General features: G+C 68.6%; 23 protein-coding genes. 7 read left to right on the forward strand and 16 right to left on the reverse strand.

The features are described from left to right. Nucleotides 1-45: 45 nt before the first annotated feature. The gene (gene glpK, locus AC5Y36_RS16220; protein WP_500041957.1) at nucleotides 46-1,590 is read right to left on the reverse strand and encodes a glycerol kinase GlpK; all 1,545 of its coding nucleotides are present in this window, start codon (nucleotides 1,588-1,590) and stop codon (nucleotides 46-48) included. A 1-nt stretch (nucleotide 1,591) separates the two neighbouring features. Between glpK and AC5Y36_RS16225 the strand changes: the two genes are divergently transcribed. From AC5Y36_RS16225 to AC5Y36_RS16235, 3 genes are all read left to right on the forward strand, one after another. Next, nucleotides 1,592-2,365: a class I SAM-dependent methyltransferase gene (locus AC5Y36_RS16225; RefSeq protein WP_500042029.1), complete on the forward strand. Its 774-nt coding sequence runs from the start codon at nucleotides 1,592-1,594 to the stop codon at nucleotides 2,363-2,365. Between the two features lie 42 nt (nucleotides 2,366-2,407). After that, nucleotides 2,408-3,883 carry a glutamate-cysteine ligase family protein gene (locus tag AC5Y36_RS16230; protein ID WP_500041958.1) on the forward strand — a complete coding sequence of 492 codons (1,476 nt, stop codon included), beginning with the start codon at nucleotides 2,408-2,410 and terminating at the stop codon, nucleotides 3,881-3,883. A gap of 123 nt (nucleotides 3,884-4,006) precedes the next feature. Continuing rightward, nucleotides 4,007-7,066, forward strand: coding sequence for an FAD-dependent oxidoreductase (locus AC5Y36_RS16235; RefSeq protein WP_500041959.1), 3,060 nt, complete (start codon nucleotides 4,007-4,009; stop codon nucleotides 7,064-7,066). Here the strand turns inward: AC5Y36_RS16235 and AC5Y36_RS16240 are convergent. The 11 genes from AC5Y36_RS16240 to AC5Y36_RS16290 form a co-directional block, all read right to left on the reverse strand. Continuing rightward, nucleotides 7,063-7,437 (reverse strand): FHA domain-containing protein, encoded by a 375-nt coding sequence (locus AC5Y36_RS16240; RefSeq protein WP_500041960.1) that lies wholly within the window; start codon nucleotides 7,435-7,437, stop codon nucleotides 7,063-7,065. The two genes, AC5Y36_RS16235 and AC5Y36_RS16240, sit on opposite strands and share 4 nt — an antisense overlap. A gap of 92 nt (nucleotides 7,438-7,529) precedes the next feature. Further along, nucleotides 7,530-8,504, reverse strand: a complete 975-nt coding sequence (gene egtD / locus AC5Y36_RS16245; protein WP_500041961.1) for an L-histidine N(alpha)-methyltransferase — start codon at nucleotides 8,502-8,504, stop codon at nucleotides 7,530-7,532. Next, nucleotides 8,504-9,193 carry an ergothioneine biosynthesis protein EgtC gene (gene egtC / locus AC5Y36_RS16250; RefSeq protein WP_500041962.1) on the reverse strand — a complete coding sequence of 230 codons (690 nt, stop codon included), beginning with the start codon at nucleotides 9,191-9,193 and terminating at the stop codon, nucleotides 8,504-8,506. Before egtC ends, egtD begins: the two co-directional genes overlap by 1 nt. Next, nucleotides 9,193-10,485 (reverse strand): ergothioneine biosynthesis protein EgtB, encoded by a 1,293-nt coding sequence (gene egtB / locus AC5Y36_RS16255; protein WP_500041963.1) that lies wholly within the window; start codon nucleotides 10,483-10,485, stop codon nucleotides 9,193-9,195. Before egtB ends, egtC begins: the two co-directional genes overlap by 1 nt. Beyond that, nucleotides 10,482-11,759 carry an ergothioneine biosynthesis glutamate--cysteine ligase EgtA gene (gene egtA, locus AC5Y36_RS16260; protein ID WP_500041964.1) on the reverse strand — a complete coding sequence of 426 codons (1,278 nt, stop codon included), beginning with the start codon at nucleotides 11,757-11,759 and terminating at the stop codon, nucleotides 10,482-10,484. Before egtA ends, egtB begins: the two co-directional genes overlap by 4 nt. Before the next feature lie 83 nt (nucleotides 11,760-11,842). Next, nucleotides 11,843-12,493 (reverse strand): sensor domain-containing protein, encoded by a 651-nt coding sequence (locus AC5Y36_RS16265; RefSeq protein ID WP_500041965.1) that lies wholly within the window; start codon nucleotides 12,491-12,493, stop codon nucleotides 11,843-11,845. A 26-nt stretch (nucleotides 12,494-12,519) separates the two neighbouring features. Beyond that, the gene (locus AC5Y36_RS16270; RefSeq protein WP_500041966.1) at nucleotides 12,520-12,882 is read right to left on the reverse strand and encodes a hypothetical protein; all 363 of its coding nucleotides are present in this window, start codon (nucleotides 12,880-12,882) and stop codon (nucleotides 12,520-12,522) included. Between the two features lie 137 nt (nucleotides 12,883-13,019). Then, a complete protein-coding gene (locus AC5Y36_RS16275; protein WP_500041967.1) occupies nucleotides 13,020-13,355 on the reverse strand; it encodes a hypothetical protein in 336 nt (111 codons plus the stop codon). An 82-nt stretch (nucleotides 13,356-13,437) separates the two neighbouring features. Further along, a complete protein-coding gene (locus AC5Y36_RS16280; RefSeq protein WP_500041968.1) occupies nucleotides 13,438-14,550 on the reverse strand; it encodes a DUF4185 domain-containing protein in 1,113 nt (370 codons plus the stop codon). Between the two features lie 7 nt (nucleotides 14,551-14,557). Further along, on the reverse strand, nucleotides 14,558-15,598 hold the full coding sequence (locus AC5Y36_RS16285; protein ID WP_500041969.1) for an aspartate-semialdehyde dehydrogenase: 1,041 nt from the start codon (nucleotides 15,596-15,598) through the stop codon (nucleotides 14,558-14,560). Continuing rightward, nucleotides 15,598-16,863 (reverse strand): aspartate kinase, encoded by a 1,266-nt coding sequence (locus AC5Y36_RS16290; protein ID WP_500041970.1) that lies wholly within the window; start codon nucleotides 16,861-16,863, stop codon nucleotides 15,598-15,600. The genes AC5Y36_RS16285 and AC5Y36_RS16290 overlap by 1 nt, the downstream gene beginning before the upstream one ends. 441 nt (nucleotides 16,864-17,304) lie before the next feature. Between AC5Y36_RS16290 and leuA the strand changes: the two genes are divergently transcribed. Beyond that, nucleotides 17,305-19,140: a 2-isopropylmalate synthase gene (leuA, locus tag AC5Y36_RS16295; RefSeq protein WP_500041971.1), complete on the forward strand. Its 1,836-nt coding sequence runs from the start codon at nucleotides 17,305-17,307 to the stop codon at nucleotides 19,138-19,140. A 99-nt stretch (nucleotides 19,141-19,239) separates the two neighbouring features. On the opposite strand, the gene AC5Y36_RS16300 is transcribed toward leuA, so the two are convergent. After that, nucleotides 19,240-20,226, reverse strand: a complete 987-nt coding sequence (locus tag AC5Y36_RS16300) for a DEDDh family exonuclease (protein WP_500041972.1) — start codon at nucleotides 20,224-20,226, stop codon at nucleotides 19,240-19,242. Between the two features lie 130 nt (nucleotides 20,227-20,356). On the opposite strand from AC5Y36_RS16300, the gene AC5Y36_RS16305 reads away from it, so the two are divergent. Both AC5Y36_RS16305 and AC5Y36_RS16310 read left to right on the forward strand, forming a co-directional pair. Further along, a complete protein-coding gene (locus AC5Y36_RS16305) occupies nucleotides 20,357-21,577 on the forward strand; it encodes a Mur ligase family protein (protein WP_500041973.1) in 1,221 nt (406 codons plus the stop codon). Between the two features lie 49 nt (nucleotides 21,578-21,626). Next, nucleotides 21,627-22,322, forward strand: coding sequence for a type 1 glutamine amidotransferase (locus AC5Y36_RS16310; RefSeq protein ID WP_500041974.1), 696 nt, complete (start codon nucleotides 21,627-21,629; stop codon nucleotides 22,320-22,322). 84 nt (nucleotides 22,323-22,406) lie between these two features. On the opposite strand, the gene recR is transcribed toward AC5Y36_RS16310, so the two are convergent. Together recR and AC5Y36_RS16320 are read right to left on the reverse strand one after the other, a co-directional pair. Beyond that, nucleotides 22,407-23,018 (reverse strand): recombination mediator RecR, encoded by a 612-nt coding sequence (gene recR / locus AC5Y36_RS16315; RefSeq protein WP_500041975.1) that lies wholly within the window; start codon nucleotides 23,016-23,018, stop codon nucleotides 22,407-22,409. An 11-nt stretch (nucleotides 23,019-23,029) separates the two neighbouring features. Then, nucleotides 23,030-23,365: a YbaB/EbfC family nucleoid-associated protein gene (locus AC5Y36_RS16320; protein WP_500041976.1), complete on the reverse strand. Its 336-nt coding sequence runs from the start codon at nucleotides 23,363-23,365 to the stop codon at nucleotides 23,030-23,032. 98 nt (nucleotides 23,366-23,463) lie between these two features. On the opposite strand from AC5Y36_RS16320, the gene AC5Y36_RS16325 reads away from it, so the two are divergent. Continuing rightward, nucleotides 23,464-24,225: an Rv3717 family N-acetylmuramoyl-L-alanine amidase gene (locus AC5Y36_RS16325; RefSeq protein ID WP_500041977.1), complete on the forward strand. Its 762-nt coding sequence runs from the start codon at nucleotides 23,464-23,466 to the stop codon at nucleotides 24,223-24,225. On the opposite strand, the gene AC5Y36_RS16330 is transcribed toward AC5Y36_RS16325, so the two are convergent. Then, a complete protein-coding gene (locus AC5Y36_RS16330) occupies nucleotides 24,222-24,683 on the reverse strand; it encodes a hypothetical protein (RefSeq protein WP_500041978.1) in 462 nt (153 codons plus the stop codon). The two genes, AC5Y36_RS16325 and AC5Y36_RS16330, sit on opposite strands and share 4 nt — an antisense overlap. Between the last annotated feature and the right edge of the window lie 10 nt (nucleotides 24,684-24,693).

Consider the following 24,693-nt stretch of genomic DNA (forward strand, 5'->3'; position numbering starts at 1 on the left):
TGAGAGTGCCGCTCGCGCATCGGGGTAGCTCGCAACCCGAGGCAGCTACACGTCGACCCAGTCCAGCGTGCGCTGCACGGCCTTTCGCCAGCCGGCATAGGCCTCGGCGCGCTGCTCCTGCGTCCAGGACGGCGTCCAGCGTTTGTCTTCCTGCCAGTTCTCCCGCAGCTCATCGGGGCCGTGCCAGAAGTCGACGCCGAGACCGGCCGCGTAGGCCGCACCCAGCGCCGTGGTTTCAGAAATCCGCGGCTTGACGACGTCGACGCCGAGCACGTCGGCCTGGATCTGCATGCACAGATCGTTGGCGGTGATCCCGCCGTCGACTTTCAGAACACCCAGGTGCACACCGGAATCGGCTTCCATCGCATCGACCACGTCGCGGCTCTGGTAGCAGATCGCCTCCAGCGTGGCGCGCGCCAGGTGCGCGTTGGTGTTGTAGCGGGACAGGCCCACGATCGCGCCCCGGGCATCGGATCGCCAGTAGGGGGCGAAGAGCCCGGAGAAGGCCGGGACGAAGTACACCCCGCCGTTGTCGGCGACTTGGCGCGCCAGAGATTCGCTTTGGGCGGCACCGCTGATGATACCGAGCTGATCCCGCAGCCATTGCACGGCCGAGCCGGTGACCGCGATCGAGCCTTCCAGCGCGTAGGTGGGTTTGGCGTCGCCGAACTGGTAGCACACGGTGGTCAGCAGCCCGTTGTCCGAGCGCACGATCTTCTCACCGGTGTTGAGCAGCAGAAAGTTTCCGGTGCCGTAGGTGTTCTTGGCTTCGCCGGTCGCCAGGCATACCTGGCCGACCATCGCCGCCTGCTGGTCGCCGAGGATGCCGGTCACGGGCACCGCGCCTCCGACCGGGCCGAGCTCGGAGGTGATGCCGAGCGGCCGCCGCGACGACGACGGCGCGATCCGCGGCAGCATCGATCGCGGGATCGAGAAGAACGACAACAACTCGTCGTCCCAGTCCAGGGTTTCCAGGTTCATCAGCATGGTCCGGCTGGCGTTGGTGACGTCGGTGACGTGCACGCCGCCGCGGGGGCCGCCGGTCAGATTCCACAGCAGCCAGGTGTCGGCGGTTCCGAAGATCGCGTCACCGCGGTCGGCGGCGGCGCGCACCCCCTCGACGTTCTCCAGGATCCACTGCACCTTGCCGGCGGAAAAGTAGGTGGCCGGCGGCAGCCCGGCCTTGCGCCGAATCACCGCGCCGCGGCCGTCGTGCTCCAGCGCCGCCGCGATGTGATCGGTGCGGGTGTCCTGCCAGACGATAGCGTTGTAGTAGGGCCGTCCGGTGTTCTTGTCCCACACCAGCGTCGTTTCCCGCTGGTTGGTGATACCCATCGCCGCCAGGTCACCGGCCTGCAACTTGCTGCCGTTGAGCGCCGACGTCACCGCGGCCGCGGTGCGCTCCCACAGCTCGAACGGGTTGTGCTCGACCCAGCCGGCCCGCGGCAGGATCTGCTCGTGTTCGAACTGCTGACGACCCACCTCGGCGCCGTCGTGGTCGAAGATGATGCAGCGGGTGCTGGTGGTGCCCTGGTCGATTGCAGCGACGAAGTCGGCCAACGGTGGTGCTCCTCTCGTTGCATCGTCCATGATGTCCTACGTGGCCGGCGAATCCCGCGACATCACGCGCATGCCGCGCGGGGGTTTCGACGCGTCGTGCCTGGACCGGCGACTACAGACCGACCGCCTGGAGTATCTGGATCGCGACGACGCCGATCAGCTCAAGCAGCAGGTGGTGCGCTCGCTGGAGATGGCCGGTGCCTTCTTCGGTGATCACCAGCGCTACGCCCGGCTGGCGCTGGCCGAGATCGCCGAGGTTCCCGACCCCAGGATTCTGGAGCTGGGCGCCGGGCATGGCGCGCTGTCGCGGGCGCTGCTGGAGGACCATCCGACCGCACACGTCACCGTCACCGACATCGAACCCGCCTCGGTGGCGGCGATGGCGGCCGGACCGCTCGGCAGGCACCGCCGCGCCAGCGTGCGCGAGATGGACGCCACTGCCATCGACGCACCGGACGGGTCCTTCGACCTGGCGGTGTTCGCGTTGAGCTTTCACCATCTGCCGCCGGTGCTGGCGTCGCGGGTGTTCGCCGAGGGAACCCGGGTGGCGACGACGCTGCTGATCATCGATCTGCCCCGGCCGCCGGCGCCGCTGCATCTGCTGCAGGTGGCGGCGATGCTGCCCTGGACGGTGGTGCCGCTGCTGCACGACGGGGTGATCAGCTCGCTGCGCGCGTATAGCCGCTCGGCGTTGCGGTCGCTGGCCGCCCATGCCGATCCGGCCCTCACCGTGCAGCTGCGCGGCGGCGGGTGGGGTCTGCCGCTGCGGGGGCGCCCGCAGGTGGTGGTGGCGTCGCGGCGATAGCCCAGGTTGCGCAAACCCCCCGATCCCGGTTGCATCGTCGGTGTGGGCGACGAAGTCGAGCAGACCGCCTATAGCCGGACCCGTCGCGACGAGTACCGGCGCAAGGTGCGGCGCTGCCTGGATGCCTTCGAGACGATGCTGGCCCACGCCAGCTTCGAGGTCGGGCGCCCGCTCACCGGCATGGAGATCGAGTGCAACCTGGTCGACGCCGAGTACCGGCCGGCCATGTCGAATCAGGATGTGCTGGCGACCATCGACGACCCGGCGTATCAGACCGAGCTGGGCCGATACAACATCGAGTTCAACGTTCCGCCGCGGCCGCTGTCCGGCCGATCCGGCCTGGATTTGGAGAACGAGGTGCGCGACAGCCTCAACGCCGCCGAAGCCAAGGCGCAGGCCAGTGGCGCCCACATCGTCGCAATCGGCATCCTGCCGACCTTGATGCCCGACGATCTCGATCGCGGATGGATGAGCGAGTCGACCCGCTACACCGCGCTGAACAACTCCATCTTCGCCGCCCGCGGTGACGACATTGTCATCGATATCGCCGGAGCCGAGCGGCTGACGCTGCAGACCTCGACGATCGCCCCCGAATCCGCCTGCACCAGCATGCAATTGCACCTCCAGGTCGCTCCGGAGAATTTCGCCGGCACCTGGAACGCCGCGCAGATGCTGGCCGGACCGCAACTGGCGCTCAGCGCCAACTCGCCGTACTTCTTCGGCCGGCAGCTGTGGTCGGAGACCCGCATCGAGCTGTTCACCCAATCCACCGAGACGCGGTCCAACGAGTTGAAGGCGCAGGGGGCACGGCCACGGGTGTGGTTCGGCGAGCGGTGGATCACCTCGATCCTGGATCTGTTCGAGGAGAACGTCCGCTACTTCCCACCGCTGCTGGCCGACGTCTCCGCGGAGGATCCGCTCGGTGAGCTCACCGCGGGCCGCGCGCCGCAGCTCTCGGAGCTGCGGCTGCACAACGGAACGGTGTATCGGTGGAACCGGCCGGTCTACGACGTCGTCGATGGCCGCCCCCACCTGCGGATGGAAAACCGGGTGTTGCCGGCCGGACCGACGGTGGTGGACATGCTGGCCAACGCCGCCTTCTACTACGGCGTGCTGCGGACCCTGTCCGAGCAGGACCGTCCGTTATGGGGCGAGATGCCGTTCGCCGCCGCCCACGACAATTTCCTCGCCGCGGCCCGTCACGGGATGGGGGTGCGCCTGTACTGGCCGGGGCTGGGCGAGGTGGCCGCCGGCGAACTGGTGCTGCGGCAGCTGCTACCGATGGCCGAGGAGGGATTGCGGCGTTGGGGCGTGACCGCCAATGTGCGGGATCGGTATCTCGGCATCATCGAGGGCCGCGCGGCGACCGGCCGCAACGGCGCCACCTGGCAGGTCGCCACCGTGCAGGAGCTGGAGTGTGGCGGGATGACCCGGCCGGCGGCGCTTCGCGAGATGCTGCGGCGCTACTGCCAACACATGCACAACAACGAACCGGTGCACACCTGGCCTGCGGTGTGAGTGTGCCCGCGCAGCGGATCCTGCGGTGAAAACCGCGCCCAACCGGTGCGCAGCGGATCACACTGGGCAGTATTTCGTCGAGGATTTAGGACGGCAGACGTGACGGACGCCCGGAGGCTCACGATGCCTGAGCCACCGCTGATCGAGGTCCGCGAGTGGGGCCAGCGTCCGCGCCGCATCGCGCTCAACGGGCCGATCCTGGTGGGCCGGGACTGCCCCGGCGTGCAACTGGCCGACGACAAGATCTCCCGCCGGCACCTGCGGCTGTTGCCGGGCCCGACCGCGCTGTCGGTGGTCGATCTCGGCAGCCGCAACGGGTCGACGCTCAACGGTGTCACCCTCACCGGTCGTGCGGTATTGACCTCGGGCGACGTGTTGCGTTTCGGTCGTTCGGAGATCATCGTGCTGCAGGCGCCGTCGGCGGCCCCGGACGCCGTCGAGGACGAGCACGACGCGACCCGGCTGATCCACCTGACGTCGGCCACCCCGCCGCCGCTGCCACCCACCGCCGATGCGGTCCGGGGACCGCTGATCACGGTGGCCGAACGCGTCCTCAACATCGATCCCACCGGTGAGCGACAGCTTTTTCCCGCCTACACCGAGCTGCGCAGGCATCTGAAGCCGGGCCATTGGCGCATCATCCGCGTCGCCAGCGTCACGGCCTACCTGCTGGTGATCGCCTTGATGTTTGTCCGCCCGGCGGCCGGGCTGTTCGTCTTCTTCGGGGTGATCGTGCCGCTGTGGCCGATCCTGTTCCTCGTCGCACCGGGGCTGTGGCGCAACATCTGTCCATTGTCCGCCTCCAATCAGACACCGCGGGTGCTGGGCTTCACCCTGGGCCGCAATCCGCCGGAATGGCTGCGCCGCTACGGCTTTCTGATCGCGTCGGTGTTGTTCTTCGGGATCGCCGGTTCGCGGCTGGCCGGACTCGACCGCAATGGTCCGCTGATGGGTCTGGTGCTGTTCGCCGTCATGGCCGCCGCGTTCAGCGGCGGCCTTGTGCTGAAAGGCAAAAGCGGCTGGTGCAGCAGCATCTGCCCACTGCTGCCGCTGCAGCGAGCCTACGGACAGACGCCGTACGTCACGGTGGCCAATTCTCACTGCGACACCTGTCTGGGCTGCGCCAAGAACTGCTACGACTTCAAACCCCGCGCGGCCTACCAGGCCGACGTCGTCGACCCCGAACCGGGTTGGAGCGCATCACGTCTGCTGTTCGCGGCCGCGCTGCCCGGCTTCATTCTCGGGTTCTTTCTGATCAAGGCGCAGTCGGATACCGAGCTCCCGCACCGATACGGCCTTTTGGGGCTCTGCGTACTGGCCAGCATCGGAGTGTTCTACGCCGCGCAGGCGGTCCTCCCGCTGAGCCCGGCCCTGCTCGCGGCCGGCTGGGCGGCGTTGGCACTCAACGTCTTCTACTGGTTCAGCGGACCCGTCCTGACCGACTCGCTGCGCCGGATAGCCGGCATAGACCTGCCCTGGTTGCACTGGCTGATCAGCGTCACAGTCGCCGTGCTCACCGTGCTGTGGATAGCGCGGACCCGGGTCAGCGAGCTGCAGTTCGCCTGGACCACCGGGGCGCGCGCGGAACCGGTTCTGCTGATGGCGCCCAAACGGATCACGCACGAACCGGCTGCCCAGGTCCGATTCGGTGCCGACGCCGCACCGGTCGTCGCCGAGTCGGGCACCAGTCTCTTGGAGATCGCCGAACGCAACGGGCGACGTATCGAGGCCGGCTGCCGGATGGGGGTCTGCGGAGCCGATCCGGTCGCGGTCCTCGAGGGTGCCGCCTGTCTGTCCGCGCCACAGCAGGACGAACTGAACACGTTGCGCCGACTCGGCCACGCCTCGTCCACCCGGATGGCCTGCTGCGCCCGGATCAGCACCGGGACCGTCACCGTCTCGCTGACCCCTGAACCCGGCGACACCGACGCTGAGCGGCCGCGACGATACGACCGGTCGATCATGAGCGTGGTGGTGATCGGCAACGGCATCGCCGGTGTCACCTCTGCCGACTTCATCCGCCGTGGGCACCCCGATTGCGAGATTCACCTGGTCGGGCAGGAACCTCACGCGCTGTACAACCGGATGGGAATCTCCCGGTTGGTGTACGGGCGCTCGGCGATGCAGGGGCTGTATCTACTGCCCGATCACTGGTATGACGAGCACCGGGTCACCGCGTGGCTCAACACCGTCGCCACCCATATCGACCTGCGCCAACAGCGGGTTCTGCTGGGCACCGGTGAGACGCTGCCCTATGACCGACTGATCCTGGCCACCGGCGCCAGCGCCGCGCTGCCGTCGGTCGACGGCGTCGGCCGCCCCGGCAGTTTCGTTCTCCGGGAGGCCGGCGACGCGATGCGGATCCGCGCCTACGCCCAGCAACACCATTGCCACCGAGCGGTGGTAGCCGGCGCCGGTCTACTCGGGTTGGAGGCGGCCTATTCATTGTCCCGGCTGGGATTGCAGGTGACGGTGCTGGAGAAATCCGAGCGGCTGCTCAGCCGCGTGCTCGACGCGCGCAGCTCGGAACTGGTGGGCGCGCACTTCGCCAAGGCGGGAATCACGGTCGTGCCGAGCGCCCGGGCGACGCGCGTCTTGGGATCGCCGGCGGTGAGCGCGGTGGAAACCACGAGTGGCCCGATTCCGTGTCAGCTATTTCTCGCCGCGACCGGCATCCGACCCAACGCGGATCTGGCGCGCAACGCCGGTCTGCAGGTGCACAAGGGGGTGCTTGTCGACGACCGGCTGCAGACTTCGATGCCGGGTGTCTTCGCGGCCGGTGACGTCGCCGAGCACCGCGGACAGGTGTTCGGGTTGTGGCCGATCGCCACCCAGCAGGCACAGGCCGCCGCCGTCAATGCGCTCGGCGGCAACGAGTTGGTGCCCGCCGAGTTGCCGGCAACCATCCTGAAAGGCGTTGATCTGGAGTTATTCTCGATCGGCCGCGTGGAGGCGACGACACGCTTCGATGAGGTCATCGTGGTCGAAGATCCGGCACGGCCGTCCTATCGGCGCCTGGTTCTCAGCGCGGACCGGGTGGTGGGTGCCATCGTGCTCGGACACCATCCCGGCGATGTGGCCGCCGTCCAAGACGCTGCGAAGAGCCGACTGATCCTGGATGAGCGGGCGAAAACGGCTTTGCGTTCCGGTGATTGGAGCGTGCTGCGCGGACCGACCGGCTAGATCTTGCGGTAGGTCAAAATTCGATCGGCGATCCGCACACTCCAGCCCGGTTTGAACTCGATGGGTGCCACACCGATCCGGGTCCAGTCCGCAGCGCCCGGAGCCGCGATGAAGGTACCGGCCGGTGTGCCCGCGTCGCGGATCCAGATCACCTCGCCGTGCCCCCACACATAGGCGTGCACCCGCGAAACCCGCGGATCCTCGCGCAGAGTGATCGGCGACGCCATGCCGGTGCGGGCGGAATCATCCAGCATCGGCTGGCGGCCGATCACATAGGGGCGATCCAGGACGAAGACCCCGCCGTCGTCGGCCACCAGGGCACGGTCGGCGACTTCGACCTGGACCGTCTCCCCACCGACAGGCTCCGTCACGCGGCCATCGCCGCGCGGCGCGTTCGGGAGTTGGTTGATCACGGGTGTGTCCTGGGTTGGGCTGTCTGCCGGCCTGGCAGAAAGTTTACCGCTCACTTGGTCGCGAGCGACACACCAAAATCGCCGGCACTATCGGTCCACCAACGCATCTGGTGCAGCCCCGCGGCGGCCAACTCCGCAGCCACCCCTTGGCGGCGGAATTTGCAGGACACCTCGGTGAGCATCTCCTCGCCGGCGGCGAAGTCAACCGTCAAATCCAGGGCTTCAACCCGGACGCGCTGCGGTCCAACCGCTCGCAACCACATCTCCATCCGCTCCGCGTCGGTATTCCACCGCGCGACATGCTGGAATGCGTCGACGGCGAAATCGGCATCGAGTTCGCGATTGACCACCGACAGCACATTCCGGTTGAAGGCCGCGGTCACCCCGGCCGCGTCGTCGTAGGCGCGCACCAGCCTGTCGCTGTCTTTGACCAGGTCGGTGCCCAACAGCAGACTGTCTCCCGGCGCCATGACGGCAGCCAACGCCGCCAGGAATGCCGCGCGCGGACCCGGGGTGAGGTTGCCGATCGTCGAACCCAGGAACACGAACAGCCGCCGTCCACCGCCGGGGATCTCGTCGAGGTGCTCCTCGAAATCTCCGCAGACAGCGGAGATCTCCAGGCCGTGATACTCCTGCTGGAGCGCACCGCCGGCAGCCTCGAGCACTCCGGCATCGACATCGAACGGGATGAAACGGCGCAATGTCCCGGCCGCCCGCAGGGCGTCCAGCAGCATCCGGGTCTTCTCTGAGGTGCCACTGCCCAGTTCGACCAGGGTGTCCGCACCGGTGGCCGATGCGATCTCGGTCGAGCGCACGCGGAGGATCTCCGCTTCGGTGCGGGTCGGATAGTACTCGGGCAGCCGGGTGATCTGCTCGAACAACTCACTGCCGAGCGCGTCGTAGAACCATTTGGGTGGAAGGGTTTTCGGGGTCTTACCCAAACCTTCCAGGACGTCACGGCGCAGCGCCTGATAGGCCGAGTCGGCCCCCAGGTGGTTGGCCAGTGCTATCGAAGCTCCCGACATCACAGTCCTTTCAGCGGTGTCACCGTGACACCGTCCGTGCTGACCTCGACCAGGTGGCGATCCGGCACATCCCGCCACTCGGGGTCGTCATCGTAGGGTTCGCTGGCCACCACCACGCCGTCCGCGCGGTTCAGCACCGACAGGGAGTCGCCCCAGGTGGTGGCCATCAGCCGGGTACCGTTGGCGGCCACAATATTCAATCGGGCCCCCGGGTCCTTGGCACCGATCTCCGGGATCAGCTCGCTCAACGCATCCACGCCGCGGGCGAAGATCGATGCCGCCAGAATCGCGCTGTCACAGACTGATTCGGCTCCCGAACAGGTAGGTAGCACCCCGCGGTCCACGACACCGTTATGCGACAACAACCAGTTCCCGTCGGTGAACGGCGCGGTCGCGGTGGCCTCGATCGGCATCCCGACGGTCGCCGAGCGGACCGCCGCCACCACGCAATGACTGTGTAGCGCCGGCGCAACCGAGGCAAACGACGCGTCTCCCCACAACGGTGCCGGACTGCGCCAGCGCCGCGGTGTCACTCCGTCGAAGAAGCCGACGCCCCAGCCGTCCGCGTTGAGCAGGCCGTAGCGCTGGCGCCGCGGCGCATAGGACTGCACCGCCAGCCCGTGTTCGGGTTCCACCACCAACGATGCCACCGACACCGGCGCCCCGAGCCAGCCCAGATGCCGGCACATCAAGCGTCCCAAGCCAATCGGACACCGGAGAAGATCTGCCGGCGATACGGGTGGTCCCAGTTACGGAAGCTGGGCCGCAGAATATCCGCTGCAACCGCCCACGACCCGCCACGCAACACCCGATAATCGCCGCCGAAGAACGGCTGCGAATAGCGTCGGTAGATCATCGGGACAAAGCCCGGCCAGGGCTGCAACACGGAACTGGTCCACTCCCAGACGTCGCCGAGCATCTGCTCGACCCCGTACGCCGAGGCGCCCTGCGGGTAGGCACCCACCGGCGCCGGGCACCGGGCGGCGCCTCCGAGGTTGGCGTGCGACGCCGAGGGCTGCGCGCCACCCCACGGATAGCGGCGGCGGGTAACTGTATGCGGATCCCAGGCGCACGCCTTCTCCCATTCCATTTCGGTGGGCAGCCGCGCCCCGGCCCAGGCGGCGTACGCCTCGGCCTCGAAGTAGGTGACATGCTGCACGGGCTGGTCGGCGGGGATGTCCTCGACGTGTCCGAATCGGATGCGGCTGCCGTCATGATTCCAGAACTGCGGCGCAGTCAACCCGGCACGCCGGCGGTGTTCCCAACCGCGCGACGACCACCACCGGGGCTCGGTGTAGCCGCCGTCGTCGATGAAGGCGCGCCATTCACCGTTGGTGACCGGTACTCGTCCGATGCGGAAGCTGGGGATGTCCACCCGATGGGCGGGGCGTTCGTTGTCCAGCGCGAACGGTTCGGCCAGGGCTCCGGTGGCGTCCACCCCCAACACGAACGGCCCACCGGGTATCAACACCGACGTCCCGGCCAGTTCGGGTCGACCGGCCGGCAGCGGGGCCCCGCGGTCCAGCAGGGGGGCGCCGGGACGAAGGTTCAGGGCCTGCAGCATCGTTTCGTCGTGCTGATGCTCGTGGCTGACCACCATCGCGAACACGAACCCAGAGACGTGGAAGTCTTCGACGGGCAGCGCGTCCAGCGCGTCCAGCGCAGCCGATCGCACGGTGCGGCAATACGCGCGCGCCCGGTCCGGGGCCAGCAGCGGCAGGTCGACCCGGCTGGCGCGGGAATGCACGAAGGCGTCATAGAGCCCGTCGACGTCGGCGGGCAACAGACCGGGCCGCCGCGGGTCGCCGCCGCGCAACAACCACAGTTCCTCCTGCTGGCCGATATGCGCCAGATCCCAGACCAGCGGACTCATAAGCGGGTCGTACTGGCGGTGCAGCTCGGTCTCGTCGAAGTCGGTCAGCGTCAGCGTGCGTTCGCGGGCCGCGGTCAGGTTGTCCGCCAAGGCATCGCGGCCGCTCACCGGTCTCCTTGTGCCAGTTCGGTGACCGCCACCGGTACGCCGGCCTCGATCACCCGGTCGGCGAAATCGTCGGCGGGACAGCGTCGCCGCTCGATCAGCGCCACCAACCGCGCCATCCCCGCCTGTAGCCCGTCGGGTACGCGCTCGGCGGCCACTGTCACACACCGGGTCGCTGCGGCGTGGATTCGACGGTCGCCCAGCCCGAGTCGGGCGGCGGTGTCCCACGCGGTGGCGACCGGCTCGACGGCTTCGGCGGCAATGTCGGCGGCCTGCGGGTCGTCGAGCAGGGTCACCAGCATGAACACCAGCGCCGGCCAGAGTGTGTCGCCCACGCAGTCCAGATAGCGGATCTCCAGCCACCGGCGCGGACGCACCGGCGGGAACAAGGTGGTGAGGTGATAGTCCAGGTCGGCCTGGGTGGGGCGACGCCCGCCCAACAGCGTCCGCCCGTCGGCCCAGTCGGCGAACGGGACGTGGCGAGTCAACGCCACCGCATCCGGGGTGTGCGCCAACATCACCGGCGCCTTCATCGCGTAGCGCGCCCAGTCGATGCCGGGGTCTGCACCGATTCCGCCCAGGATGGGTCCGCAGCGGGCCGTGTCGAGCTGGCCCCACACCCGCTGCCGGGTGGAGACCCACCCGGTGAATTCCCCGGCCAACAGCGGGGAATTGGCAGCGATGGCCACCATCGTCGGGCCCAGCGCGTGAGCCAGCCACACCCGCGCCGCCCACCCGGCGCGCGGCCCGGTGTCCAGGTTCACCTGGATGGATGCCGTGGACGTCATCATCGCCGCGCCGGCGGTCGCGGTGTGACTGGCCGCGAAAAAGTGCTCCATGGCCTGATAGCGGGCACCCGGGTTGATCCGGTGGGCGGGTCGCAGCGGGTCCGCGCCCAGCAGTACCAGGCCCAATCCGGCGTCGGCGAACGCCGCACGCAGCACGGCCTGATCGGCGGCCATCGCCTCGATCGCGGCCAGCACACCGGATGCCGGCGGGCCGGACAGCTCGACCGCACCGCCGGGCTCGATGGTGATCACGCCGCCACCGGGCAGCGGCGGCAGGGTGTCCAGGATCCCGTTGATTTCGTCCCAACCGGGCCGCCGCCACGGGGCGGACAGGTCATAGCAGTGCGCTTCGAGTTCCAGGCCGACCCGGCCCAGCGGGCTATCGATCAGGCAGGTGTCCGCCAGGTGTTGCGCGGCGTCCGACGAGCTGACCAGGCATGCGTCATCGAGGCAGACACCATCACGCTGCGACGCGACGGCGATCGCCATATATCCGATGTCCCTCCGGGCCCCCAGACGCGGGCCGTTGGCTAGCGGCTACTCAGCCAGCGTAACCATTTCCTGGTCCGGCGCTACTGGCCCAGGGTGTTCTGCATGGCCCCGGCCAACACGTTGACCGCGGGACCGCCGTTGCCGGACTGGCAGACCTTGGCCTGCAGCAGCACGTTCTCGCGCAGCCGGGTCTGGGTGAAGCAGCGGCGGTCGGTGCCGGCTTCCTGTTTGGTCCAGGCCGCGTCGGTCGCCGCGACCGGACCGCCGTCAAACGACCACACCTGGGTGGCCCCGCTCTCCAGGTGCATTGCGGTGCTCTGCCCGGAGCAGCCCCCGGTGCGGTCGACCACCCGGTGAAATGCCCGATCGGCGGCCTCGGCCGTGGCGAACACCCCGATGGCCTGTTTGACCAGGTGGGACTCGTCGGTGGCCGTGGTCTGGGTGACGGCGCTGTTGAACGACGCCAGGTCGGGGTCGTTATAGACCTCGGGTAACCCGATGTCCGCCCAGTTGTTGCAGATCGGGTCGTCGACCCAGTAAGCCTGGTAGGGCTCGCGGGACACGGTTTCGAAGCCCATCGGCGCACCGACGATATTGCCAATGGAGCCCTTGCCCAGCACGGCATAGGACACCACACCGGGATCCGACGGATTCGCCGCAGCCGGCGCGATGCCGACCGCCGCGATACCGGTCAGGGCGAACAGCGTCGCGGCCGAACACCGTCTGCTCATAGCGCTCGATACTAAGCGCAGGTCCGTTACGGACGCGGCGGTGCCGGCGGCGGCGGCGGGGGCGGCAGGTGGGCGGGGCCGCCCGATCCGGCAGGCCCGTTACCCGGTCCGGCCGGTCCGTTACCCGGTCCGGGAGGTCCGGGAGGCGCGAATTCGGGGCCCATCATGTCCGAATCCGGTCCCGGCCCGCCGTGGTGCATCATGCATGGGCCGTGGTGATGGTGGTGGCCGTGCCAACCGTGGTGGCTGACGAAGACGCCGGCGAAGAAGATCGTCGAGACGATGAACACGATCCCGGCAACGATGCCCACCCAGGCCGCGACGCGGTAAAGCCAGTACGGCTTCTCCGGTTGCGGCGGCGGGCTGCTGGATTCGGCTGTTTCAGTCATGACAGCCATGATGCTCGGGCGATTCCGCCTCGCGGGTGGGTTCTACCAATGAATCAGCTATGTGTTTGCCGACCCGGGCATGGCAAACGCCCCCCGGGATTCGGGCGCGGGGGGCGTTTGCGTCTGGGTGGGTGCGGTCAGGGAGTGTGCGGGGCCGGCGACGACGGTGCGACGGAGCTCGGAGGCTGCTCGGGACCGGGCGGCAGCTGTCCTGCCGGCCCGCCGTGCCCCGGACCGTGGTGCCTCGGGTGATGCCCGGGATGAATCATGGCGTGGTGGTGGCCGCCGTGGTGGTGACCGTGCCATCCGCCGGGATGGGCGAGCCGGGCGCCCGAGAAGAAGATGACCGCGACGGTGAACACGATTCCGGCGATGATCGCAACCCAGGCCGCGACCCGGTAAAGCCAGTACGGCTTGGGCGGTGTGGTGGCGACCGGGGTCGCCGTGGTGGCGGTGTCGGTGTTTTCGTCCATGGGGGCAATCCTGGGCCCCCGACAGTGGTGCCAGCTAGGCGTCGGCTATGTGGCAGCTATGTACCTCGGCGCCCCGGTTCGGTCAGGGCTTGACCGGGTTGACCGCGAATTGAATAACCCGGTAGGGACCCCGTTCGCGTGGTGTGGTGTCCCACTGGCTGACGAACACCCGCAGCTCGTCCAGCGTTGATCCGGGCGAGATGTATCCGCCATAGGGTTGGGCGAGCCGGTTGTCGAAGGGCGGTGGCAGGCTTTCGGCCGGTTCGGGCCACTCGTCATGCTGCACAACGGTGGTGGCCGGCGCTTCGCCCAGCGACATCGGATCGCTCGCGACCCTGACTTCGATGTTTCCGGTGGTGCCGTTGAAGTAGGACAGCACCGTCATGCCGTCGATCTGCCGGATGCTCAGTTCGCCGATCTGCTCGTCCCACAACGGTGTCGGCGACTTGTTCCAGCCGGCGACGGCGGACCAGCCCTGCCAGCTGGATCGGTCGGTGAAGGTTCGCGGCGCGGCCCGATAAAGCGTCACCGGCCCGCTGCGGTCGAAGTTGTTGGCCACGATGTACACCCAGCCGGCCGGTGAGTCCGCGGTCGGGATCGGGTCGTAGTACCCGCTGATCTGGGTCTGCAGGCCGCCCTGATAGGCGGCGGGACGCGCCGATCCCGGCACCGTCGGCCAATACCCGCGGGCCGCTTCGGCTTTCACCAGCCGAGACGTCTGTGGCACCAGGCTGGTCGTGGTGGTGATCAGTAGATAGTTGGTCCGGTTGATCCGCACCACCCCGGCGGGCAACTGCGAGGAGGCCGGCGGTGTCGGCTCGGCCAGCAACGGCTGCCACATCCCGGTGACACCGGTATACCGCAATCCGGCCGGGTCGTTGACCGAGTCGGTGTCCACGTGCAGCGCGATCGGTGAGTACCAACTGCCGAACCCGACGCCCTGGCCGGAGAAGCTATCACCGCAGATCTGGAGAACTTCGGTCGGGAATTCCATGAACTCGCACAGATCCGTGGCACCGATCCCGTAATCCCTTGTGTCAGTTCCCGTCCCAGCCGCCGGGCCGATACGTATCACCTGACCTTCGGCCAGCGGTGTCAGAATCGGCTCAGGCATCGGAGCGGCGGGTTCGGCGTAGGCCGGAGCCGATAACAGCAGGCAGACGGCGCACGCGCCGATGGTGCGGGCCGCGTTCACCCGAGGGTCACAACTGGGCGGCCAGCAACTCGGCGATCTGAATGGTGTTCAGTGCCGCACCTTTTCGCAGATTGTCCCCGGACACGAACAGTGCCAAGCCACGACCGTCGGCCACCCCCGGGTCGCGCCGGATCCGACCGACCAGGGAGTCGTCGGCACCGGCGGCGGCCAGCGGCGTGGGCACATCGACCAGCCTCACCCCGGGTGCCGACCCCAGCAGTTCAGCGGCCCGCTCCGGCGTCAGCGGCCGAGCGAACTCGGCGTTGATGGACAGCGAGTGTCCGGTGAATACCGGTACCCGCACGCAGGTTCCGCTGACCGCGAGGTCGGGAATCCCCAGGATTTTGCGGCTCTCATGGCGCAACTTCTGGTCCTCGTCGGTCTCCCCGGAGCCGTCGTCGACCAGCGAACCCGCCAGCGGCACCACGTTGAACGCGATCGGCGCAACGTACTTCTCGGGCGCCGGGAACTGCACCGCGCCGCCGTCGTGCACCAGTTGCTCGGCCCCGTGGGCCACCGCCCGGATCTGCCCGGCCAGTTCGTCAACGCCCGCCAGCCCGCTGCCGGAGACGGCCTGGTAGGTCGAGACCACCAGGCGAACCAGCTGCGCTTCGTCGTGCAGCACTTTGAGGACCGGCATCGCGGCCATGGTCGTGCAATTCGGGTTGGCGATGATGCCCTTCTTCAGGGTCACATCGCGCACGTCCCGGTCGAAGTTGACCTCGGACACCACCAGCGGCACGTCGGAATCCTTGCGCCACGCCGAGGAGTTGTCGATCACCGTCACCCCGGCCGCGGCGAACCGCGGCGCCTGCACCCGAGACATGGTCGCCCCGGCGGAGAACAGTGCGATGTCCAGACCCGCCGGGTCGGCGGTGGCGGCGTCTTCGACCTCGATCTCCTGGCCGCGGAACGGCAGTTTGCGGCCCTGTGAGCGCGCCGAGGCGAAAAACCGCACGCTGCTGGCCGGAAAGTCGCGGGCTTCCAGCAGGGCGCGCATCACCTGGCCGACCTGCCCGGTGGCGCCGACGATACCGATGGCAACCATTACCGCCCCGTCCCCGCGTATACGGTGGCGTCCTCGTCGCCGCCCAGCCCGAACGCGCCGTGCAACGCCACGACGGCCTTGTCCAGATCGGCTTCGGCGCACAGCACCGAGATGCGGATCTCCGAGGTGGAGATCAGGTCGATGTTGACCCCGTTCTGGGCCAGGGTTTCGCAGAATGTGGCCGTCACCCCGGGGTGGCTGCGCATCCCGGCGCCGATCAGCGAGACCTTGCCGACCCGGTCGTCGTAGAGCACCTCGGTGAAGCCGATCTCGTTTTTCTGCGACTCCAGCATCGCCACCGCCGCCGGCCCGTTGTCGCGCGGGCAAGTGAAGGTGATGTCGGTCTTGCCGTCCTCGATCTTGGAGACGTTCTGCAGCACCATGTCGATGTTGATGTCGGCGTCGGCGATCGCCCGGAAGATCTTGGCGGCGTAGCCGGGCAGGTCGGGGATGCCGACGACGGTGACCTTGGCTTCGCTTCGGTCGTGGGCGACTCCGGTCAGGATGGCGTCTTCCATGGGGATGTCCTTGATTGATCCGTTGACGATGGTGCCCGGCTTGTCCGAGTAGGAGGACCGGACGTGAATCGGCAGGTGGTAGCGGCGGGCGTACTCCACGCAGCGCAGCATCAGCACCTTGGCGCCGCACGCGGCCAGTTCGAGCATCTCTTCGAACGTGACGGTGTCCAGCCGTTTCGCGTTCGGCACGATCCGCGGGTCGGCGCTGAAAATGCCGTCGACGTCGGTGTAGATCTCGCAGACGTCGGCCTGCAGCGCCGCGGCCAGCGCCACCGCGGTGGTGTCCGAGCCGCCGCGGCCCAGCGTGGTGACGTCCTTGGTGTCCTGGCTGACGCCCTGGAACCCGGCGACCAGCACCACCTGGCCGTGGTCGAGCGCGGACTGCAGCCGGCCCGGGGTGACGTCGATGATCTTGGCCTTGCCGTGGGCGCCGGTGGTGATGACCCCGGCCTGCGACCCGGTGAACGACCGCGCGTCACAGCCCAGCTCCTCGACGGCCATCGCCACCAGAGCGTTGGAGATCCGCTCGCCGGCGGTCAGCAGCATGTCCAGCTCCCGGGCCGGCGGCGCCGAGCAGACCTGTTGGGCCAGGTCCAGCAGGTCGTCGGTGGTGTCGCCCATCGCCGAACACACCACGACGACGTCGTGGCCGGCCTTTTTGGTTTCGACGATGCGTTCGGCGACCCGGCGGATCCTGTCGGCGTCGGCCACCGAAGATCCGCCGTACTTCTGCACGACGAGCGCCACTGTCGTCCTTTCTGTGTCGACGGCGATGATCCGCCGCGCCCGGCGTCGTCGCCGAGCCTGCGATCATCGCTATGCCGATCGCGATGACCTGCGGCGCTCGGCGTCGTCACCGAGCTTGCGACCATCGCTGTGCCGATCGCGATGACCCGCTGCACGCGGCTTCGGCGCGCTGGCGATCATCACGACAGGCTCGTCCCAGGATAAGGGGAAGCGTGCGGACCCGTTGACCGCGCCGGGGGTGCCGACCGGCTTCGGTGGGACTACCTCGGCAAACCGTGGGCACACCACCTGGTGAGCACGCAGTCAACGTGTAAACTGGCCGACGTGCAGCGGGTGCTCCTTCTCGGACGCCGCGACGGGGTCTGATCCAGACCGGCCTCCCGTCGCGGGTGTTCGCGATGCGCCGGTCTGAGGTCCATCTCACAAACCGGAGCAATCACCGTGACTAGTTCTTTCTCATCGTCGGCCGACGCGTTCTCCTCGGCCCGCACCATCACCACCCCGGCCGGCCCGCCGAATCCGGGCCAACCAGCCTGGAACACCCAGCGCGCATCGTCGATGCCGGTCAGCCGTTACCGCAGCTTCGCCGCGGAGGTTCCGGGCGGCAGCCCGGCATTGGGCGCGGTACCGATTCCGTTCGACCGCACCTGGCCGGACAAGGTGATCGACAAGGCCCCGATGTGGTGCGCGGTGGACCTGCGCGACGGCAACCAGGCGCTGATCGACCCGATGAGCCCAGCCCGTAAACGCCGCATGTTCGACCTGCTGGTGAACATGGGCTACAAGGAGATCGAGGTCGGGTTTCCGTCGGCCAGCCAAACCGACTATGACTTCGTCCGCGAGATCATCGAAGCCGGCGCGATCCCCGACGACGTCACCATCCAGGTGTTGACCCAGTGCCGCGACGAGCTCATCGAACGCACCTTTGAGGCCTGCGTGGGTGCGCCCCGGGTGATCGTTCACTTCTACAACTCGACGTCGATCCTGCAGCGCCGGGTGGTGTTCCGCGCCGACCGGCCGGCCGTGCAGGACATCGCGGTGGCCGGCGCACGCAAGTGCTTGGAGGAGCAGGCCAAGTACCCCGGCACGCACTGGCGATACGAGTACTCGCCGGAGTCCTACACCGGCACCGAACTGGAATACGCCAAGCAGGTCTGTGACGCAGTGGGCGATGTGATTCAGCCATCGCCCGATTCGCCGATCATCTTCAACCTGCCGGCCACCGTGGAGATGGCGACCCCTAACGTCTATGCCGACTCCATTGAGTGGATGAGCCGCAACCTGAACCGGCGGGACTCGGTCATCTTGAGTCTGCACCCGCACAACGACCGTGGGACCGCGGTTGCCGCAGCGGAATTGGGCTACCAGGCCGGGGCCGACCGGATCGAAGGGTGTTTGTTCGGCAACGGTGAGCGCACCGGGAACGTGTGCCTGGTGACGCTGGGACTCAACTTGTTCTCCCGTGGCGTCGATCCCCAGATCGACTTCTCCAACATCGACGAGATCCGTCGCACCGTGGAGTACTGCAACCAGCTGCCGGTGCCCGAGCGGCACCCCTACGGCGGCGACCTGGTGTACACCGCGTTCTCCGGCAGCCACCAGGACGCCATCAACAAGGGCCTGGACCAGATGAAGGCCGATGCAGATGCCGCGGATTCAGATGTCGACGACCTGTTGTGGCAGGTGCCGTATCTGCCGATCGACCCGCGCGACGTCGGCCGCACCTATGAGGCGGTGATCCGGGTCAACTCGCAGTCCGGCAAGGGTGGGGTGGCCTACATCATGAAGGCCGACCACGGGCTGGTGCTGCCGCGGCGGCTGCAGATCGAGTTCTCCCAAACGATCCAGAAGCTCACCGACGGCGAGGGCGGCGAGGTCTCGCCGAAGGAGATGTGGGACGCGTTCGCCGAGGAGTACCTGGCGCCGGTGCAGCCGCTGGAGCGGATCAAGCAGCGGGTGATCGCCGCGGAGGTCGACGGCGGCACCGATCGGATCGAGGCCGTCGTCAAGATCGACGGCGTGGAGACCGAGATCAGCGGCGCCGGCAACGGCCCGCTGGCCGCGTTCGTCGATGCGCTGGCCGGTGTCGGTATCCACGTTCAGGTCCTGGACTACTCCGAGCACGCGATGAGCGCCGGCGACGACGCCCAGGCCGCGGCGTATGTGGAGGTTTCGATCAACGGCAAGACGCTGTGGGGGGTGGGTACCGCGCCGTCGATCACCACCGCCTCGCTGCGCGCCGTCGTCTCGGCGGTGAACCGGGCCGCGCGGGTCTAGCGGCGAGCGGCGCCGAGCGGCACCGTCACGACACGACACGCCGGCGGCGCGTCGTGAAGGTGCCAGTCGTGGACGCCAGGGTGGCCGCCGTTGCCGAGATCAGAACAGCGCGAACTGCGAGCCGGTGTGCGCCTCGGTGAACTCTTCGATGCCGGTGCCGCCGACGACCCCGTCGACGCAGTCCATGAACTGTGCGTCGGAGACCACCGGCACCCCGAGCTCGCGAGCCAGATAGCCCTTGCCTTGGTCGGGCGAAGGTTCGTTGCAGATCACCAGTGAGGTGTCGATGTCGACGCTGTCGCTGTAGGCCAGCCCGGCGTACAGGATCCGCTCGACGAGTTCTTCGTGGGTGCGACTGCATTCGGCGGACAACGCCACCCGCATGCCCTGGACCAGCGGCCGGCCGCGCACGTAACGGCCCGGGTTGACGTAGGGGCAGGGCATGCGGGACGCCAGCATCTTCAGCGGACGCAGTTCGTCGTGGGTGACCCGCCCGTTGGGCCAGCGCCGCCGCGTCACCGGGCGCACCGGCAGCCAGACATCGCGTTCCCGGGCGCGGTGCAGCGCCGACGTCAGGACCTGCGAGAGCACCAGCGCATCGTCGAATGCGTCGTGCGCCCGGGTCTGCGGCACCCCCCAGTGCGCGGCCAGCGTCTCCAAACGCAGATTGTCCACCCCGAGTTCGAGGCGCCGGGCCAGCTCGACGGTGCACATCACGTCGTCGACCGGCAGTTCGATCCCGGCGATCTCGGCCTCCGCTGCCAGGAACCCGTAATCGAACGCGACGTTGTGGGCGACCAGGATGCGCCCGCGCAGCAGGTCGACCACCTCACCGGCGATGTCGGCGAACTGCGGCTGTCCGTCGAGCATGGCGGTGGTCAGTCCGTGCACGTGGGTGGGTCCCGGGTCGACCCCGGGGTTGAGCAGGCTGGACACCGAACGCCGCACCTGCCCGTCGGCGTCAACTGCCAGCACGGCGATGCTGAGGATGCGGGCCGGGTCAGGTCGAAAACCCGAGGTCTCGACGTCGATGACGGCCCAGCCGACGCCGGATTCGCCGGGCGGCCGACCCCATATGGTGCCCATCAATCGAGGATGGCACGTCACGGCGACATCGCCGGGTCGCTGCGCGCCGTGTCGCCGCTTTAACTACCCGAGGACGACCCGCAGCGCCCGGCGCAGGCACCGCGCTTGCGATCGCCCTAAACTCACGCGCGTGATCACCACCCGTGGACGCCTGGCGCTGGGCGCCGGTGCAGCTGCCCGTTGGGCGTCGCGGATGACCGGGCGCGGCGCCGGCGCCATGATCGGCGGCCTGGTCGCGATGACTCTGGACCGCTCGATCCTGAACCAACTCGGCGCCCAGCGGCGCGCCGTCGTCGTCACCGGAACCAACGGCAAGTCCACCACCACCCGGATGACCGCCGCCGCCCTGGGCACGCTCGGATCGGTCGCCACCAACGCCGAGGGCGCCAACATGGACGCCGGCCTGGTAGCGGCGCTGGCCGCCGACCGAGACGCCACGTTGGCCGCACTCGAGGTCGACGAGATGCATGTGCCGCACGTCCTCGACGCCGTGCAGACGGCCGTCATCGTGCTGCTCAACCTGTCCCGCGACCAGCTGGACCGGGTCGGCGAGATCAACGTCATCGAACGCACCCTGCGGGCCGGTGTGGCCCGCCATCCGGCCGCGGTCGTGGTCGCCAACTGCGACGACGTCCTGATGACGTCGGCTGCCTACGACCACCCCGAGGTGGTGTGGGTAGCCGCCGGCGGTAGCTGGTCGGGTGACTCGGTGAGCTGCCCGCGCAGCGGCGAGGTGATCGTCCGCGAGGCGGGCCACTGGTATTCCACCGGCGCCGACTTCAAACGGCCCACGCCGCACTGGTGGTTCGACGACGACACCCTCCACGGTCCCGACGGGTTGCAGCTGCCGATGCGGTTGGCGCTGCCCGGCGCGGTCAACCGCGGCAACGCGGCGCAGGCCGTCGCGGCGGCAGTGGCGCTCGGCGCCGATCCCGCTGCCGCGGTGGTGGCGGTGTCAGGTGTCGACGAGGTCGCCGGGCGGTACCGCACCATCCAGCTGGGTGCGCACACCGCGCGGATTCTGCTGGCCAAGAATCCGGCCGGCTGGCAGGAGGCGTTGTCGATGGTGGACAAGCACGCCGCCGGGGTGGTGATCTCCGTCAACGGCCAGGTGCCCGACGGCGAGGACCTGTCCTGGTTGTGGGATGTGCGCTTCGAGCACTTCGAAGACACCCAGGTGGTGGCCGCCGGCGAACGCGGCACCGACCTGGCGGTGCGGCTCGGCTACGCCGGCGTCGAGCACACCCTGGTGCACGACACCGTGCGGGCCATCGAGTCCTGCCCGCCCGGTCACGTCGAGGTGATCGCCAACTACACCGCGTTCCTGCAGCTCAATCGGCGGCTGGCATGACCGCCGCCGCCGATGCAGGGCGCAGTGATGAGGAGAAGGCGGCGCGACAATGACCGTGCGGATCGGGTTGGTGCTGCCCGACGTCATGGGCACCTACGGCGACGGCGGCAACGCGGTGGTGCTGCGGCAACGCCTGCTGCTGCGCGGCATCGACGCCGAGATCGTCGAGATCACGCTGGATGACCCGGTGCCCGACAGCCTCGACCTCTACACCCTCGGCGGCGCCGAAGACTACGCGCAGCGGTTGGCCACCCGGCATCTGATCAAGTACCCGGGCCTGCAGCGGGCGGCCGATCGCGGCGCACCGGTGCTGGCGATCTGCGCGGCCATCCAGGTGCTCGGCCACTGGTATGAGACATCGGCCGGGGAGCGGGTCGACGGGGTCGGCCTGCTCGACGTGACGACCTCACCGCAGGAGGTCCGCACCATCGGCGAGGTGATCGCCACCCCGAGGGTGGCAGGCTTGTCGCAGCCGTTGACCGGATTCGAGAACCACCGCGGCGGCACCGTGCTCGGCTCGGCGGCCACGCCGCTGGGGGCGGTGACCAAGGGCGCGGGCAACCGGGCCGGCGACGGCATCGACGGCGCCGTGCAGGGCAGCGTCGTCGCCACCTACCTGCACGGCCCGTGTCTGGCCCGTAACCCGGAGCTCGCCGACCTACTGCTGTCCCAGGTGGTCGGCGACTTGCCGCCGCTGGAGCTGGCCGAGGTGGCACTGTTGCGCCGCGAGCGGCTACACAGCTAGGGACGTATCGGTCCACCGAGATCGACGCGAGCGCGCGAAGGGTCGAGTAGACATCGCGCCATCGTCGATCTCGACGCAAGAAATTCAGACCATGGCGCGGCGGCCGGTGAACGCCCGGCCCAGTGTCAGCTCGTCGGCGAATTCCAAGTCGCCGCCCATAGGCAACCCGGACGCGATACGCGACACGGTCAGGCCCGGAATATCGCGCAACACCCGCAGCAGGTAGGTGGCGGTCGCCTCGCCCTCGGTGTTGGGGTCGGTGGCGATGATCACCTCGGTGATGTCGACGCCGTCGATCCGTTCCCCCACCCGGGTCAGCAATTCGCGGATCCGCAACTGCTCGGGGCCCACCCCCGACAACGGGTCCAACGCCCCGCCCAGTACGTGGTAGCGGCCGCGGAACTCCCGGGTGCGCTCGATGGCCTGGACGTCCTTGGGTTCCTCCACCACACAGACCTGGGAAAAATCCCGGCGCGGGTCGCCGCAGATCCGGCAGCGTTCGTCGTCGGAGACGTTGCCGCACACCGCGCAGAACTGCACCCCGTCGCGGACCCTGGCCAGCACCGCGGTCAGCCGGTCGATGTCCGGCGGCTCAACCGACAGCAGGTGAAACGCGATCCGCTGCGCGCTCTTCGGGCCGATTCCCGGCAGCTTGCCGAGCTCGTCGATCAGGTCCTGAACCGGCCCCTCAAACATGTCGGCACACGTCAGAGCCCGGGGATGCCCAGCGCGTCGCCCATACCGCCGGCCAGCGGCCCCAGCCGCTGCTGCGCCATAGTGGTGACCCGGCCGGCGGCGTCGGCCAGCGCCCCGACAATCAAGTCCTGCAGGGTGTCGATGTCCTCGGGATCGACCACCTTGGGATCGATGACGACGCCGACCACCTCGCCGCTGCCCTTCATGGTGACCGTCACCAAGCCGCCACCGGCCTGACCCTGCACTTCGGAATTGGCCAGCTGTTGCTGGGCGGCCATCAGCTGCTGTTGCATCTGCTGTGCCTGTGCGAGCAACGCCGACATGTCGGGTTGGCCTCCGGGTTGCATGACAGTCCCCTTGCGTATTGGTCTCGACTTGGTTTCGCCTGCGCGTCGGGCGCGGTTTGAAGTACTCAGCGTAGTCGCCGCGGAGCTACGGTGACGCCGTGCGTGTTCGAGTTAGCCCGCGTGTCGGGATCGCGATCGTCACCGGCGTGCTGGTGGCCGCATCGACATCGATCACCCCCACCGCGGCCGCAGCCCCGACCAATATCGCCGGCATGATCGTGTTCCTCGACCCCGGTCACAACGGGGCCAACGACGCGTCCATCAGCCGTCAGGTGCCCACCGGCCGCGGCGGCACCAAGGACTGCCAGGCCAGCGGGACCACCACCAACAGCGGCTACCCCGAGCACTCCTTCACCTGGGACACCACCCTGCGGGTGCGCCAAGCGCTCAGCGCGCTGGGGGTGCGCACGGCGATGTCCCGCGGCAACGACGACGCATTGGGACCCTGTGTCGACGAGCGCGCCGCCATGGCCAACGGGCTGCGCCCCAACGCGGTGGTGTCCCTGCACGCCGACGGCGGCCCGGCGACCGGGCGCGGCTTCCACGTCTGCTACTCGGCTCCCCCGCTCAACCAGGCGCAAGCGGGTCCATCGGTCCAGTTCGCCAGGATCATGCGGGATCAGCTGCAGACCTCGGGGATCCCGCCGGCCACCTACATCGGCCAGAGCGGGCTATACGGGCGGTCGGACCTGGCCGGGCTGAACCTGGCGCAGTATCCGTCGGTGCTCGTCGAGTTGGGCAACATGAAAAACCCCGTCGATTCGTCGCTGATGGAGTCCGAGGCCGGCCGGCAAAAGTACGCCAACGCGGTCGTGCAGGGCATCGCCGGGTTCCTGAGCACCCAAGCCCAGGCGCGCTAGGTACCGGGGTCGGCCGTTTTGCGGCGGCGCCCGCGGACGGTCAAGGCGCTCAACACGATCGCCGTGATCAGCAGGCCAGCGCCGAACAACGTCTCGACCGTGCCCTCGATACGGTTCAGCGCACTCTGACCGTCGACGGACTTACCGCCACCGGCCGGAACGGTGGCGGTGATCGTGGGTAGATCACCCCACACATCGGGGACGTCGTCGCCCATTGCCGGCGGGAACGTCGGCCGTGGCGGCAGCGTCAATATCGTCGTGGTCGGGGACTGCAACCGTTCGCCGCCCCGGCCGTAGTGGCTGCAGGTGTCGTCGGCGGCCATTGCCCGTCCGTCGCAGGTGGCCGAATTCGTCAGATCGTGGACGCCGGTAAACAGGCAGTAGGCGGCCGCGGCGGCGAGCATCACCAGCATCATCACCCGAGACGCCAGCGACGTCTGCTTTGGCGGTTCGGCCATGCTGGCCGTC

Source organism: Mycobacterium sp. NGS50 (assembly GCF_059812545.1).

Coding starts and splice junctions, on each gene's coding strand:
- glpK (WP_500041957.1), bottom strand. CDS start 1,590: ATGGACGATGCAACGAGAGGAGCACCACCGTTGGCCGACTTCGTCGCT.
- AC5Y36_RS16225 (WP_500042029.1), top strand. CDS start 1,592: ATGTCCTACGTGGCCGGCGAATCCCGCGACATCACGCGCATGCCGCGC.
- AC5Y36_RS16235 (WP_500041959.1), top strand. CDS start 4,007: ATGCCTGAGCCACCGCTGATCGAGGTCCGCGAGTGGGGCCAGCGTCCG.
- egtD (WP_500041961.1), bottom strand. CDS start 8,504: ATGTCGGGAGCTTCGATAGCACTGGCCAACCACCTGGGGGCCGACTCG.
- egtC (WP_500041962.1), bottom strand. CDS start 9,193: ATGTGCCGGCATCTGGGCTGGCTCGGGGCGCCGGTGTCGGTGGCATCG.
- egtA (WP_500041964.1), bottom strand. CDS start 11,759: ATGGCGATCGCCGTCGCGTCGCAGCGTGATGGTGTCTGCCTCGATGAC.
- AC5Y36_RS16265 (WP_500041965.1), bottom strand. CDS start 12,493: ATGAGCAGACGGTGTTCGGCCGCGACGCTGTTCGCCCTGACCGGTATC.
- AC5Y36_RS16270 (WP_500041966.1), bottom strand. CDS start 12,882: ATGACTGAAACAGCCGAATCCAGCAGCCCGCCGCCGCAACCGGAGAAG.
- AC5Y36_RS16275 (WP_500041967.1), bottom strand. CDS start 13,355: ATGGACGAAAACACCGACACCGCCACCACGGCGACCCCGGTCGCCACC.
- AC5Y36_RS16285 (WP_500041969.1), bottom strand. CDS start 15,598: ATGGTTGCCATCGGTATCGTCGGCGCCACCGGGCAGGTCGGCCAGGTG.
- AC5Y36_RS16300 (WP_500041972.1), bottom strand. CDS start 20,226: ATGGGCACCATATGGGGTCGGCCGCCCGGCGAATCCGGCGTCGGCTGG.
- AC5Y36_RS16310 (WP_500041974.1), top strand. CDS start 21,627: ATGACCGTGCGGATCGGGTTGGTGCTGCCCGACGTCATGGGCACCTAC.
- recR (WP_500041975.1), bottom strand. CDS start 23,018: ATGTTTGAGGGGCCGGTTCAGGACCTGATCGACGAGCTCGGCAAGCTG.
- AC5Y36_RS16320 (WP_500041976.1), bottom strand. CDS start 23,365: ATGCAACCCGGAGGCCAACCCGACATGTCGGCGTTGCTCGCACAGGCA.
- AC5Y36_RS16330 (WP_500041978.1), bottom strand. CDS start 24,683: ATGGCCGAACCGCCAAAGCAGACGTCGCTGGCGTCTCGGGTGATGATG.